A 14,480-nucleotide genomic window follows, 5' to 3' on the forward strand; every position below is an offset into this window, starting at 1 on the left:
GCGCGGTCTCCGCGATCCACGGAGACCGCGCCTTCAGCCGCTACAGCGCCTTCTCGAGCTCGACGAACTCATCGCGTAGCTTGGATCGGAGGTGTTCGACACGGGCGTTCTGCAACGCGAGCTGTTCGCGGCTCTTCGCCAAGAGTTCGTCCCCCACGGCTTCGACCAAGTCCCTCTCCAACTGATCCACGCGCAAGCAGTATCGTTCGGCGTTCACCGAGGCCATGAAGTCTCGACATTTCGGCCGGTACTCGAGGCTGAGGGTCGGTACTCCTGCTGCGACACCCAGCACACACATGTGAAGCCTTGTACCGATGACGAGACGCGCCCCGCCGAGGAGAGCGAGAAGATCATCCGTTGTTTCCGGCCGGTGGTGGCGGAGGGTCGTGTCCGCGAGTTCTCGACGCGCCCGATCGTTGATCGCGACATCATCCGCCTCCATGGAGACGAACTCCACGCGCCGGCCGTCATGGATCAGCCGCCGGAGATACTCGATCACAGGGCCGGACCAGTCAAGCGCGGTTCCACCCCACTGATCCTCACCGTGGGTGAGATTCACGAGGACCGGGCCGTTCTCATCCACCGCGTCGGAGAGCTGGCCCCGCCCGAGGAGGAGCGCCGGGTCCCCTACGAGTTCTGCGGCGACGCCGACCCCGGCAAGCAACTCTTGTGAGCGCGGACCGCGGACCGTGACGCTTTCGAACTGATCCAGAATGAGCGGCCAGCGCGACAGCTCCTCCGCTGAGGTGTAGCTCCTGTCCCCCACGAACTCGGGATCCTCGACACCAGCCCCGAGAAGGACAGCCGTCGACGGGCTCATCCACTCGACGGTGCGTTTGATGTGGTGGCGCCAAATGGTTCGCCCCAGGACCGTGCCGCCCCCGAGGAGCAGAGGTGCACCGCGGTGACGTAGCAACCTCCCCGAAAGCGCGCTCTTGGCTATGTCCGCCTTCCGCACGGGCATATTCCACAGGCGGTGCTCGGGCAGCCTTCGCTCATACACGTCGCGGATCGCATCGTCTCCAAGGTTCCCGTGTCCGGCAAAACCGAGGTAAGTGATCTGTTGAGGCAATTTTCTGTTCCGCTCGTAGATTTCAAGACCCATATGCGAGTACGCGGACGAGGTCTCGCCAGGCACCGCGGCCGCTTTCGTGATAGCGCGCGGCATGACCGAACAAGATGCCCGGATCAGCGCGCATTGCTGCGTCGATGCGCTCGCCCCAGTCGGAAACGTCGGCCTTCTCTCCGACCAGGAGCCGTGTGTCGTCCCCGTACAACTCATCCAAGAAGCCGCCGCTGACGCCGACGACAGGGACACTCGCCTCCAGCGCGCGAACAGCGATGCCCGACTGCCAATAGCGCCGATAGGGGATGACGATCGCGCCGGCGGAGGCGATGAGGTCGGCAAGCTTCTCTTCACCGACGAACTCGTCGCTCACCCGCCACCCGTTGACGTCCGGCCAACCGCGTCCGACGATCTCGGTCTCATAGCCCAGCCTCCGCAGCTGGGGCCCCAGCGACTGCAGAAGCTCGAGATCGCGTGCGGGCTTGAACTGCCCGAGAACCCGGACCACAGATGTGCTCTTGGCGAGACGCTCGACCGGGGGCAGGATCGGATGAGGCACGGCGAAGACGCGTCGATATCCGAACTCCCGTAACTGACGTTCGGCCGCACGGGAATGCGCCACTGCGACCATACCCACGCGGTTGGCCTGCAGAACGCCCGTCCGCACTGCTTTCGCCCCATAGCCGGCCTGCGCACGGATAGGTACAGGGTCGTGATGGATCACCGCGGTCTGCGGCCCGCGGACTCCGAGGGACTCGAGATGCCCGAGCACCGGCCACAACTCGATGGAGGGGCCGCTTACGCGCCGAAGAAGACGAAGATGTCGCACAGCAGCGCGTAGCTTCTGCACCTTCCCCAGCGCCCCGACCTCCGCTGACCGAACAGGCACGTCGTCCCATCGAACATCCGGCAGCGAATCGAGAAGGACGTGGAGCTCATGCGCGTAATGGTGCAGCGCTCGCGGTAGAGGGTTCACCACGTTCAAGGCCGCGCGCTGCCTCGGCTGTTGGGTCATCGGGGGCCTCCAGAACGACGTTGGCGTACGAGCGCCCGAAGCTCTCGGGCAGAATCACGCAGGAAGATAGCCCCGAGAGCGCAGATCAAGGTGCCGACGATCACCGCCCCCACCAGGACGTAGAGGATCGGCGCGGCAGAAAGATCCCACACGCGGTCTACAAGCACATATGCCACAGCGGCCGCCGCTGTCGAGACGAGCGCCGGCCGCATCCAGATCGAGAGGTAACGCATCGGGCTGACCCCGAGCGCGTGCTTCAGTGCGACGAGGCGGACCGGCCACCACAAGATCTGCCGGGCGGCGACGGCGACGGCGACACCGGTAACGCCCGCCGGAAGCGCGGCGACGACGAAGCCGATACCGACGAGGGCCTGCCCGAAGGTCAATGAGAACGCCAAACGGTTTCGGCCGACTGCGAGCAGGGCGCTCCGATCGAATACGGCGATGGCGTTGACCGCGCCAAGTACACAGAGAATCTGGACCAGTAGGACACTTTCGGACCACTGGGGACCGAACACCAAGGGCACCGCCTCCTGTGCCACAGTCGCCAGACATGCGAAAGCTGGTATGGCGATAAGGCAGCTAACCGCCGATAGGCGATAGAGCCATGTACGCAGCTCCTCCCTATCGTCCTGGAGCCGCGAGAAGGTTGTTAGCGAAATGGATGACATCACTGTCGAGAAGAGCTCGATCATGATCGAGATAATCCGCATCGCGAAGAAGTAGTATCCCAAGGCCGTCGCATCGAGGACAGCCCCGACGATCAGCTTGTCGGACTGCGAGTTGAGGAACCCTACGAACTCGATGCCGATGACGCTCAGCCCGGTCGGCCAGAGGTCGCGCGCCGAGTTGAGCGAGAACATGAAACGGGGGCGCCAAGGCGAGGCACGCCAGAGGACCACAACGCCCACCGCTGCGGTAATGAGCACCTGGAGCACCAGACTCCAGACGCCCCAGCCCGCCAGCGCGCCGAGGACAGCTGCGATACCACCGAACGCTGTGGCGACGACGCGACGACGGGCGAGTGCTCGAAACCCGAACTCGCGTTCGAGTAGAGCCTGGGGGATAGAGGACAACGCGTAGAGGACCAGCCCGATCGACATCACCTGGATGACCGGCGAGAGATCAGCCTCGCCGAGTGCGGCCGCGACGAAAGGAGCGCCGACGATCAACAAGGCGGCCAGGACGACAGAACCGACAAGCGATACCCAGAAAGCAGTGCTTGTGTGCGAAGCGGTGATATCCCTTCGCTGGACGAGCGCGCGGCCGAAGCCCTGATCGACGAATATGTTCATGAAAGTCATGAACACGGTTCCGAGCGCCACGAGGCCGAAGTCTTGCGCTTCAAGAAGGCGGCCGAGGACCAGTAGGACGATCAAGGACACCAGCCGGGTCGACCATTTCTCGACGATGGCCCACCCCATGCTCCTGGCGGCGCTACCCCCGACGCTCAACGGTGAGCCTTCAGCGATGGAGATCTCACGAGACGGGCCGCGCCGATCGTCGCGTCGTCATCGATTTTCGCCGCGGGCGCTACCCAGACGAGCGCCAATGCGCCACCGAAGAGGATCATCATTGAGGGGTTCGATTCGAGAGCGTTGAATCCGGCGATGCTGACGCCGAGCGAAATGAGCGCGCCCAGTGCCCCATAGCGATGACGTCTGATGGCCACCGCCACACTCGCGATGAGGAGAACTACGAAAAGCCCTGCCCCGACGATCCCGATACTGACCAGAAGCTGAAGATAGCCGTTCTCGACCAGGATCTGGTAGCTGTCAAGAGCGCGCACCGCGTCCGCAGACGTACCCGGGCCGGTTCCGATCCAACCGCTTCTCGCAGCCGCTTCTAAGGCCAGGGAGATCACCCACTCGCGCGCGTCGGAGGAGGACGATGCCTCGCCCGAGCTCGATCGCTCGGCGAAAGCTCCCGAGGTGGTCGCGAGAGCAACCCCGACCGTGGTCGCCGCGACGAGACCGAGTTTTGCGATGCCCGGAATACTCCGCGCCCTGACGACTGCAAGCATCAGGACGGCGGCAGCGGCGACCACCGTCGCGGCGAGCCCCGACCGGGAGACCGTCGTGACCATGGCAGCGCCTGAGATCGCTGCGACGATGGCGAGGCGCTTCCCCGGTCTCTCGACGAATCGCCCGAGGGCGAGCCCGAAGGCGCTGCTGAAGAACAAGCTCGCGTAGAGCGGATGACCGAACGACGCGTTGACCCGATACACCGACCACCGCTGCGCCTCCTCACCGTCCAGTGATGGGAGGAGCCGTCCATACACGACGTTCTGCTGCAACGCGGCTTCGACGAAGGCGTACAGTCCGAGGAGTACAGCGAGACCCAGCCACGTTGCGACCAGAGCATCGACCGCGTTCCGATCGGCCAACATCGCAGGCGCGGCGAGCAAGAGGAGGAACGCCACAACCCACGTCAGGCTTTGCCCCCACTCTCGCCCGACGAGCGTGACGAAGGCGAGCCATACAGCCAGGAGCACGAGAACAGCCGACAGCCATGCGCGTGATCGACGCTCGCTCGGCTCCGAGGGCCGCGTCAGGAGCATCCGCACCACCCAGACTCCCATGACGAAGGCGAGCGGATACACGATATCGACGCCGAGCACCTCAACTGCGAGCCTGCGCGGCACCAGAGCCCAGACCGCCAGGCACAGCGCCGGCAGGATGTGGATGGGGATGAGGGACAACACGAGCGCCCCGGCGAGGCCGAGGACGACGATCAGCCCCAGCCGACCCATGCCCAGCGCGACAACGACGAGGACGACGACCGCGGCCCCCAGACCCCCATAGATGGTGAGGCGCTTGATCATCGTCGGGACCGGTCGCCCGGGCCTAGCAGCGCCGGGTACCGCGTCTGCGCGTCCTGCGCCGCAGCGAGCAGCTGAGCCTGGAACTCAGGGGAGCGCGTAGCGGGCTGCGGCGTCGGCCGGGCAACCCTGGCTCGCGCGAGTCGGAATTTCAGCTCATCGATGAGGTTGCGCTTGTACGTCGATCGCAACGGGCCGGTGTAATGCCGCACATGATCGTCCAGATCCGGGTCGGCCGTGTTGTTCCAACGCTGGTCGAGGACCTCGACCCCACCGATCTGGTCGGTGACGTAGATCACGTTGCCGTTCTCGTACTTCAGGTTCGCGCGCGCCTCATCCGGAATCTCCTCGACGATGCTCTCCATGACTCGCCGGAAGTACTCGAGCGCCCCGTCGCCGTTTCTCGCCAGGATCACCCCGGAGTTCATGCGGCCGCTTCGCCCAAGCGCCATCGCCACGTCGGCATCGCCCGTGAGCTCAAGCCTGAAGTCGGGCGCGGTCTCCCGGACCTCGGCATCGGCGTCGATGAAGGCGACATGCTCGTATCCGGCTTCGAGGGCCTGCAGCAACAGGGGGATCTTCAACCAAGCGCTGATGGCCGTATCGGGCATACGCTTCGGCTCGGTCACGGCGGCGTACGTCACTCCGAGCCGTGCCGCGTAGGATCGTTGCGATGCGATGCACCGCCTGTAGGCGATGTCGTAGCCGTTCTGGCCGACCGTGTAGATCAGTGCGCTCATGATCACTTTCCTTCCGGGTTGGTGGTGCACCACAGGTCGCGGGGGAAAGCCTCGACCAGCGCGTCCGGCGACCAGAACAGCTCGGGACGCGCCTTACGAACGAGCCGCAGGGACTCCTCGAGATCGCGCGCCATGGCGAAGTCCCCGACGCCCCGTCCCGTCCCGGCGAAATAATCCTGATACTTGAAGGGCAGCTCCACGCCGGACGCGAATCCCACCGTGGGTATACCTAGCGCCTCCGCCAGAACCAGTGCGTGAAGCGACGACCCGACGACCATCTCGCTCGCCGCGATCTCCCTGATCACCTCGAAGGGCTCACCCAGCGGGTCGACGAAACCGTTCACTTTTCTGTACGTGTCTCGCTCGTTGAAGTTCGGAACGACCGCGATCGCTCGACGCTTGTCCGCCGTCCACGCTCTCATCTCCGGCACGAGGTCCGGCAGCAGCAGCGCCGGGTCGCCGAAAACGTCGGGCACGTCGATTCCCATGTCGCGAAGGTACTTCGCAGTGAGCGGTCCCCGGACGGCGCGCACATCGAGGTACGAGAAGTCGTGCTGTTCGCGGCGCTTCTTGCCGTTGACGCCAGATCCCCACACCACGTCACCGTTTCCCGCTTCGTGGAGGACGGAACCGACCGAGAAGAGAGTCGTTGAGCCGCCGCCTGTCGCCTCGTCGGTCAACTCGAACTTCTCTCGCAGCTTGCTCACGACGATTGGCCCGAGCAGGTCACCGAAGTTCGACAGCCGCGGGCCGAATCGACTGACGCGGCCGAGCCGACCGGGCAACAACGACCTCCGAGGATTCCACGCGTACACCTCAATCATGCTCGCGGTCCCCAACCGTCGCGTCTCTGCGGAACAGACGCGAATAGTCTGCACCGATGTTCTTCCAATCGCGGCGCGCGTTGAGCGGCCCAGGGGGTTGCTCGGGGCTCTCGTCGGCAGCTTCAACGGCCGACGCCAATGTGTCCGCGCCGAGCGGTGTCTGATAGGTCAGAACGCGGTCGGCACCGAATTCCTTCTGCAACTCCCGCGCGGTCGCACTGTCCGGGATCAAGAGGCAACGACGCATCGTCAGCGCCAAGAGCGCTGCGCCGGAGTTGTAGAGGTTCGGGTACGGCAGCACGACGAGCGCGGCGCGTCGTATTCGGTGTGTCAACGACCGGTCGTCCATCTCGCCGATCTCGAGTGAGACGTTCGCCGTACCCGCAACACGTTCTCGCAGAGACGACGCATATGCCTCGTCAGTCGGGCGCCCAGCGACTTCGAGGTGCACATCGGGAAGGGACCGGACCGTGTCGATCAGCGACTCGATGCCCTTGTACGCGCGCAACGCGCCGAAGACCAGAACGCGCGACGGCTCGCGTTCCGGTTGAACATCCAGGAGATGAGGTGACACCACCGCAAAGTAGTCGCCGTGAGGAATCACGACATCCCCGGCATGGAAATACGGCGCCGCGGAGTCGAAGTCATTGAGGAAGACACGGTAGTCGGCCACTCGGACGAACCAGTCGAACGCACGTGTAGCCGCTCCCGAGGCCGTCTCGTGCGCCTTGCGATTGTGCACGGTGAGCCCGACTGGCCGCTTCAGCACGCGGCACCGTGCGACTGCCAGACGCAGCAAGACCAGCCGAAGCACCCGCTCTATGGGATTCTGTGCCCGCAGAAGGTATTCGGGCCAATGCGCATGGAAGACGTCGTAGCGTCCGACGAGAGCGCGCGCCCAGGAGAACGGGACTGTAGCGATGTCGGGGTCGAGGCTGTCGACGAGCAGGCCGACGAAGGGGTTCCCCCCAGGGCGCGACGCGTTGGGCAGCATCATCACTGTGGTGGTGCGAGCCCCGTGGCTTCGTTGTCGTGTCACTGCGCGTCCAGATTCGCCTCGATCCACCAAAGCCGATGGCGTCGACCAATCGGTCGACGCCATCGCCGTTTGGGTTCAGCTTAGACCGAGGTCCCGCCCGATCGCGAACATGATCGTCGTCGGCTGTACCGAATCACGGCACGCATGTGACACCGAGAGGCACTTGCTGCGGCGACACGGTGTTGTCGCATTTGACGACGTTGTCCGACTTGGCGAGGTAGACCATGCCCGCCGCCCCCGCTCGCAACGTGACCGAGTTGCCCGCGAGAACATTACGGAACCCCCAGTCCTGCGCGGTGAACATCACCCGAAAACCGTAGGCCCGATCGGTCGTTACGTTGTTGGCCATCACCACGTTGTCGTTTCCCTTGATCTGCAGGGCGGACTCTACCCCCGCTGGCGGTGCACCGGTCGTACTGATCGTGTTCCCGTAGATGGTCGCCCCCGACACCCCCTCCTTGACTTCGATCGCTTCGGCCGTCGCCCCACGGATGACGTTCGAGACGACGGAGACCCCGTTACTTCGGTCCACAGCACAGTCGTTGTACGCACACCAGTTGGCGGAGGAGGTCCCGATGTACACGCCTTCTCCGAAACCGGGGTTTGTGAGACCGGTCCGTGCGATCGTCGACCCGATGAGCGCTCCATCCGTGCTGCTGTTGCGGAAGTGGACTGCCTCATCTCCGATGTCCGAGATCGTCATGTCGGCGAGTGTGACGCGATGCCCCCCGACGACCATCACACCTTTGAGGGAACGGGAGATCGACATGCCCGCGACGACGACGTCTGAACCGGATATATAGAGACCCGTTCCCCGCACGAGCGTGTTCGGACTGATGACAGCGGATGCCGTCCCGCAAATCCAGATCGGGCGAGTCGATGTGCCGCTGGCATCGATTCTGAAACTGCCCTCGTAGGTGCCCGGCGCCAGCCAGATACTCGCGCCCGGAGCGGCTTCGGCGAGCGCCGCCTTGAGCTGCGTCGCCGTTCGAACGGTGACGGTCGCGGCGGGGCAGTCCGCTGCACGTGGGATGTTCGTCGGAACGCCAGCCGTCCCCGTCACGGTCGCGGAGATGCCCCTGGCGGATTCGAGGCCGAACGTGTCGATCGCGGTCACCGCATAACGGAACGACTGGTCGATCGGCAAGCCTAGATCGACATACTGCGTCTGGGTGCCCGGCAGCTCCGCCACCTTCACCGCCGCATCAGCCCCCGTCAGGCGGTACACCCGATACGTCGCGGGGTCCGCGCTCCCCGAACGCTGCCACGTGATCCTCGCGCCGCTCTCGAACGGTTCGGCCACCACCGACGTCGGCGGGCTCGGCGCCTGCGCGGGCGGCACGACGATCGCATCGAGCACAAGTGAGTTGCCCGTGGAAGCGGCGTTCCGGTCCGGCGTCCATCGGATTTCAAGACGATGGGTCCCCGCGCTCAGCGAAGAAGTCTCCCACACGACCTGCTGATATTGATTGGACGCCGAGTAGCGGTCGACGCGCGCGACGCGGCTCCCATCGATGTAGACATCTGCGATCCCAGACTTCGGGCCGGTGCGAGATATCCAACGCACGGAGGTCCCCGAGAAGGAGACTGACACCGAGGCATCGGCGGTGGCGTAGGAAGACGCTTGTCCCGAATCGGCCGAGTGCGCCGTGCGAGTCCATGCACCCGAGAAGGCGAGCTGAGGTGAGTCCTCCTCATATGTGCCGACCCCGACAGCGGCAACCGACTCCGGAACGACAAAGGCATCCAGTGAGAGGGACGGAGCCGATGTTGACACAGCGGAATTGCGTTGCGACGTCCACTGCACCTCGATCGTGTGATCCCCGGCACCCAGGTCAGTCGCCGACCACAACTCCTGTTGGTAGAGAGTGGTCGGCGCGTACCGGTCGATCGTGGCAACGCGACGACCGTCGACGATCACGTTCACGAATCCTGATGAGGGTGTCTTGCGACCGATGACGCTCACGGCGGGGCCCGTGAACCTCAAGGACGCGCTGCCCGATGAGGTGAGGTACGACGATGCGCCGCCGAGGTCGCGGCTGTGACTGGTGCGAACCCAGCTGCCACGGAGAAGCACGTTCGGGGAGTTCTCCTGGTACACCCCGACACCGGCGGCCTGGCCGACCGTCACGGGAACGCTCTGAGCCGGCTGCGACTCGTTGCCGATGTCATCTCGAGCAAGCACCGCGTATTCATAGGTCGACCCCGCTAGTACCTCCGCATCCGAGAAGCCCGCCTCGTCTCCGGCCACGGTACCGATACTCGCCCACTCGCCGCCCGATCTCCGAAGCACCCCGAAAGCGTCCGCGCGATAGCCGGAGGCGGGCTGCCAACTGACCGCGACCGAAGATCCTATGGCGTCGACCTGCACATCCCGGGGCATGGTCGCCTCACCCGAATCGAACACCACGAACCTGTCGATCACCATGGACGGGTTCGTCGCCGACACCAGCGGGTTCTTCTCACCGGTCCACTGCATCTCAACCCTGTGGCTACCCGGCTCCAGCGAGGCCGAGCTCCAGAGAACGACCTGATACTGGGCAGCGGCCGCGTAAAGATCGACGCGTGCGACTTCGGCCCCGTCGACGAGGATGGATGCGACCCCCGCGCTCGGGGTCTTGCGTCCGACGACCGCTATCGCGGTGCCTTCGAAGTCGAGAACTGCGCTTCCCGCAGTCATCGTGTAGGCGGAGCCTCCCCCCGAGTCGCGGGAATGCGACACACGCTGCCACCCCGTTCCAGTCAACGAGACGACGGGCGAGGACTCTTGATAGGTTCCGGGGGCAGCTGATGCCGGCGTTCCCACCGCTGCCCTCGAGGGCGCCGCCATTGCGGGGCCGCTCATCGACCCGACCAGAATCGACGAGAGGAGAACCCCTACTAGGGCCATCGATCGACGCTTCATGTCACTCCGCTCGCTCGCCACGCGGATGCCCGAACTCGCGTGGGCTCAATGCTGCGAGGACCTAGGCGATGAAGCTAACCCGGCCCCGGGAATCGGTCACCATCCTCTCAGACAGGGTTGATCCGATCCAGAGCTAGGCGCAAAGCGGCTCTCTGCGACAGGAGGTCAGCGGCCGATGAGCGACTCGATCGCACTCCGATACGCCGAATTGATCCCCACCCAGGTGTACATTTCGCGAGACCGGCGCAGCGCCCGCTCCGACAGCCGCGCCTGGCTCTCGGCGTCAGTCATGAGTCCCGCAACGCTAGCTGCTATCGACGCGGGCGTCGGATCGCAGAACAACGCATCGTCCCCGAGGACCTCGCGATTGTAGACCGTGTCGCGCGCGACGATCGGCGTGCCGGTAGCCATCGCCTGCACCAGGGTCGGGTTCGTACCGCCGACGCTGTGCCCGTGGAAGTAGACACCAGCGTGCTGCCAGAGCGAGAGCAGACGGGCATCATCGCTGATATGACCGAGGACATGCACATCGGGGTGCTCGGCAGCCAGAGCATGGGCCTGCTCGTCCAGCGGCCCACCATAACCGGATGACCCAACGATGACGACCGGGTACTTCTCTGCGATGATCTCCGCGGCGTCGAGGAACTCCGGGATCGTGTTCTCGGGAACGAAGCGGGCGACGACGAGAACATAGCCGCGGTGTTCGAGGCCGGGCTCGATCGGTAGTTCCGGTGGCACATCACCGCCGTACGGGATGAAGACGCCCTCGCGCCCGAACTCGCTGTTCCAGCGTCTTTCGATCTCACGCGAGTCGAACACCAGGTTGTCAGCGAACTTTGCCGTGAACTTGGCGCCCATCTTGAACATGAACTTCGCCAGGCGCCCCCACTTCGCGCGGTCCCACTCGATTCCGTCCACGTTGACGAGGGTCTTGATGCCGCGCATTTTGAGAAGCGGCAGAAAATAGCCATTGGCGACGTTCATGACCAGCGCAACATCGGGCTTATCTTTCAGCGCGTGCAACGATGCGGTCAGGCCGTAGGACAGGGTGCTAAGCGACTTGCTCTCGACCCCGCCGGTGACCACGGTGCGGATCCGCGCGTCACGTTCGGGGTCATCGTCCTTCGTCGCACCTTTGCGGCCGTAGACGATCACGTCCCAGCCCTCATCAGCAAGATACGGCGAGAGCTTCCGGACTGCGGTTTCGAACCCGCCGTAGTAGCTCGGGTACCCGCGCGTACCGATGATCGCAACAGATGAAGCCATGCCGTTCGATGCTCCCACTCATGCTCGGATGAAGTGCACCGCTGCCGTCGGGATGCCCGCCAACCCTACCGTGCGCTCGCTTACACCGCTCGGCATGCCACACGAATCGCGCTGCTATGCGTCGTGTTCACGGCTCGCCCGCCGCACCTACCTTGCTAGCCTGCCGCGCAGGAGGCACCCCCATGACTGACGAGCTAGACCACGACCTGCTCCAGGCTGTTTCGGCGTACTTGAAGCGCGTCGCGGCATCCGATCGGGATGAACACGCGGTACGGCGCACACCGCTCGGAGACACGATCTCCGAGCACTTGGGCGCAGATGCCTCGCAAGTCGCGGTCGTCTCCGAGTCCATCGCCGACCACCGTCTCGTCGACGCCGATATCGCTCTCGAGACGCTGACCGGCACCCACGGCTCGTTGATCGGAATCGGTGGTGGCGAGCAACGACTGCATCAGAGCTTCGCCGAACTCATCGCAAACCCGTACGCGCGTTTTCAACCTGGGCCGGTTGACTACTCAGAACGTGCCAGCGGCCCCGACAGCACTCGTCGTGTCGTCGCGATGGGCATCTGGCTACTGACATTCGCCGGCGAACCGCTCGCGATCCTGCAGCGTGCGGCATCTCCCCGTTCCGGACGCGACTCGGCGGCGCTCGAGATCGTCGCCAACGATCACGAGGTCACGGACGCGTTCCTCAGACGTCTCCGAGAGCTGATGATCGAAAAGAGCGTGCTGCGCGGCCAGGTGCTCTCCTTCCAGCCGACGCAGTTCGGGCGCGAAGCGGGGGCGACCTTCCTGCCGCGACCGAGGGTCTCGGCAGACGAGATCGTCCTGGCGGACGGTGTGCTCGACGAGGTCGTGCGCCACGTCGTCGGCATCGGCGATCACCGGGACGAGTTACTCCGCAAGGGGCAGCATCTCAAGCGCGGCGTACTGCTGTACGGCCCTCCGGGAACCGGCAAGACACTCACCATCCGGCATCTCGCAAGCCGCGCGACGGAAGCGACCGTCGTGCTGCTGACCGGCGACAGCATCCGGTTCATCCCATATGCGACAGAGATCGCGCGCACATTCCAGCCCTCGATCGTCGTTCTCGAAGACATCGACCTCGTCGCGATGGAGCGACACACGTCTCCGCAGCCGCTGCTGTTCGAAGTGCTCGAAGCGCTCGACGGGCTTGCGGGCGACGCGGACGTCACGTTCGTGATGACGACGAACCGGGTCGAGGTCCTCGAGCCCGCTCTCGCGGAGAGACCGGGACGCGTCGACCTCGCGGTCGAGATCCCCCGCCCCGGTCGCCGTGAGCGCGAACAGTTGCTGCGCCGCTACGCCGGAGGTCTGCCCTTCTCGGATGCAGCGATCAGCTCGGCCGCTGCCGCCACCGATGGTGTCACGGGGTCCTTCGCGAGGGAGCTCATCCGCCGTGCTGTGCTCGCCGCCGCGATCGAAGGCCAGCCTGTGACGGATGAGCATCTCACTCGCGTGCTCGACGAGCTCATGGATTCACGCCAGCACCTCACACGGCGGATGCTCGGTGCCGAGGCGGGCGGCTGAAGAGGCCGTCGATGGGCCGGCCACCGGTCAGCGCACCTCCGCCTCGAGCCGTGCGGTGGAACGCGAGCGACGTCAGCGCGCGACCGCTCCGGGCGACCAGCCGTTCCGGTTGCCCGAGACCTGTCCGCTCTGCACGATCAGCCGCTCGACGAGCGGGATCTGCGCGGTGGGGATGCTCACCCGGCTGCGCAGCATCGCGATGCCGACGAGCGCGATGAACCCCGAGAGCATCTTGTCGATGACCGACGTGAGGATGTTGGCCGAGAAGGCCGCGGCGACGACGGGCAGGCCGAGTCCGGCGATCGACGAGGTGACGTTGTCGGAACCGTGGCCGGAGTACCCGCCGAACATGAGGACGCCCAGCGGAGCACCCACCAGCGAGCACGCCACCGCCACGAGCAGAGTGAGGTTGACGTAGCGGAAGAGGTCGGCTCCCATGCCGAACCGACGGATGCCGTACCCCCATACGAGCGCTCCGGCGACGTTCACGAGCGCGAAGGGAGCCGCCCCCGGAGCGCCCACGACGAAGCCGAACACGTTCGTGCTGAGCCCGACGACGACTCCCGCCCAGGGACCGAAGACCATCGCCGCGACCGCGGTGCCCGCCATGTCGAGGTAGATCGGCAAGTGGAGCAGCTGCACCGTCGACATGCCGATGAAGTTGACGATAAGGCAGCCGAACATGATCAGCGCCTGCGTCCGCCGGGAGACGAGCGGGGGCGGCGCTGTCAGCGAGGTCGGCGCGACCGGTGATTCGCTCGCGGGGCGGGGACGCCGCGGCGGCGAGACCCGAGGAGCCACATCATCGGGCCGGCGTGCCTTCTGATAACGACGGATCCAGCGGTCGGCCTCGTCTGAATCTGCGCCGAGCGCCAGCACGATGTCGCGCAGCAGCCCGATGTCGACCCGGGCCCGGCCCGGCCGGAACGCGTCGTACACCGTGGTACGCGGAGGCGTGGCAGCCGCCGGGTTGACGCCCCTCTCGACGCGCAGTTGTGCGATGCGACGGACGAGTTCGGCGTACGACACCGGCCCGGCGGCATCCTTCAGCGCGAGCAGATCCCGCGCGATCGCGTCAAGTGAATCGGGCTCGCCGAATCGCGTGTCATCGTCCTGCACGTGCGCTCCCCCGCCCTCGAGCGGATGCATGTCGCAAACCGCATACGCGCGGCGGATCCCCTCGCCCCGCGGCGATCACTCTATCGACACTGGCCGCCGGGGTGTTCGGGATTGTTCGCACACGCGCGTTGC

11 protein-coding genes are annotated in these 14,480 nt (G+C 65.2%); 1 reads left to right on the top strand and 10 read right to left on the bottom strand.

Going from position 1 to position 14,480, the window contains the following annotated elements; all coding sequences use genetic code 11:
- Positions 1–40: 40 nt before the first annotated feature.
- From C1N74_RS13645 to C1N74_RS13680, 9 genes are all read right to left on the bottom strand, one after another.
- On the bottom strand, positions 41–1,138 hold the full coding sequence (locus tag C1N74_RS13645) for a polysaccharide pyruvyl transferase family protein (RefSeq protein WP_181405542.1): 1,098 nt from the start codon (positions 1,136–1,138) through the stop codon (positions 41–43).
- Positions 1,095–2,081, bottom strand: coding sequence for a hypothetical protein (locus C1N74_RS16440; RefSeq protein WP_181405543.1), 987 nt, complete (start codon positions 2,079–2,081; stop codon positions 1,095–1,097). Before C1N74_RS16440 ends, C1N74_RS13645 begins: the two co-directional genes overlap by 44 nt.
- Positions 2,078–3,505, bottom strand: a complete 1,428-nt coding sequence (locus C1N74_RS13650) for a lipopolysaccharide biosynthesis protein (RefSeq protein ID WP_137750732.1) — start codon at positions 3,503–3,505, stop codon at positions 2,078–2,080. Before C1N74_RS13650 ends, C1N74_RS16440 begins: the two co-directional genes overlap by 4 nt.
- A 26-nt stretch (positions 3,506–3,531) precedes the next feature.
- Complete coding sequence (locus tag C1N74_RS13655) at positions 3,532–4,905, bottom strand: O-antigen ligase (protein ID WP_137750733.1); 1,374 nt, start codon at positions 4,903–4,905, stop codon at positions 3,532–3,534.
- Positions 4,902–5,642: a glycosyltransferase family 77 protein gene (locus C1N74_RS13660; protein WP_137750734.1), complete on the bottom strand. Its 741-nt coding sequence runs from the start codon at positions 5,640–5,642 to the stop codon at positions 4,902–4,904. Before C1N74_RS13660 ends, C1N74_RS13655 begins: the two co-directional genes overlap by 4 nt.
- A gap of 2 nt (positions 5,643–5,644) precedes the next feature.
- Positions 5,645–6,466, bottom strand: a complete 822-nt coding sequence (locus C1N74_RS13665) for a polysaccharide pyruvyl transferase family protein (RefSeq protein ID WP_137750735.1) — start codon at positions 6,464–6,466, stop codon at positions 5,645–5,647.
- Complete coding sequence (locus tag C1N74_RS13670; RefSeq protein ID WP_137750736.1) at positions 6,459–7,463, bottom strand: hypothetical protein; 1,005 nt, start codon at positions 7,461–7,463, stop codon at positions 6,459–6,461. Before C1N74_RS13670 ends, C1N74_RS13665 begins: the two co-directional genes overlap by 8 nt.
- 175 nt (positions 7,464–7,638) lie before the next feature.
- Positions 7,639–10,185 (bottom strand): right-handed parallel beta-helix repeat-containing protein, encoded by a 2,547-nt coding sequence (locus C1N74_RS13675; RefSeq protein WP_181405544.1) that lies wholly within the window; start codon positions 10,183–10,185, stop codon positions 7,639–7,641.
- A 390-nt stretch (positions 10,186–10,575) separates the two neighbouring features.
- Positions 10,576–11,676, bottom strand: a complete 1,101-nt coding sequence (locus C1N74_RS13680) for a glycosyltransferase (RefSeq protein ID WP_137750738.1) — start codon at positions 11,674–11,676, stop codon at positions 10,576–10,578.
- Positions 11,677–11,858: 182 nt separating this feature from the next.
- Between C1N74_RS13680 and C1N74_RS13685 the strand changes: the two genes are divergently transcribed.
- Complete coding sequence (locus tag C1N74_RS13685) at positions 11,859–13,229, top strand: ATP-binding protein (protein ID WP_137750739.1); 1,371 nt, start codon at positions 11,859–11,861, stop codon at positions 13,227–13,229.
- Positions 13,230–13,301: 72 nt separating this feature from the next.
- Here C1N74_RS13685 and C1N74_RS13690 read toward each other — a convergent pair whose 3' ends face one another.
- On the bottom strand, positions 13,302–14,378 hold the full coding sequence (locus C1N74_RS13690; RefSeq protein WP_071919082.1) for an ECF transporter S component: 1,077 nt from the start codon (positions 14,376–14,378) through the stop codon (positions 13,302–13,304).
- Positions 14,379–14,480: the final 102 nt, after the last annotated feature.

Origin of the sequence: Microbacterium sp. SGAir0570 (assembly GCF_005491085.2) — a bacterium.
In the GTDB taxonomy this organism is placed as follows: Bacteria; Actinomycetota; Actinomycetes; order Actinomycetales; family Microbacteriaceae; genus Microbacterium; species Microbacterium arborescens.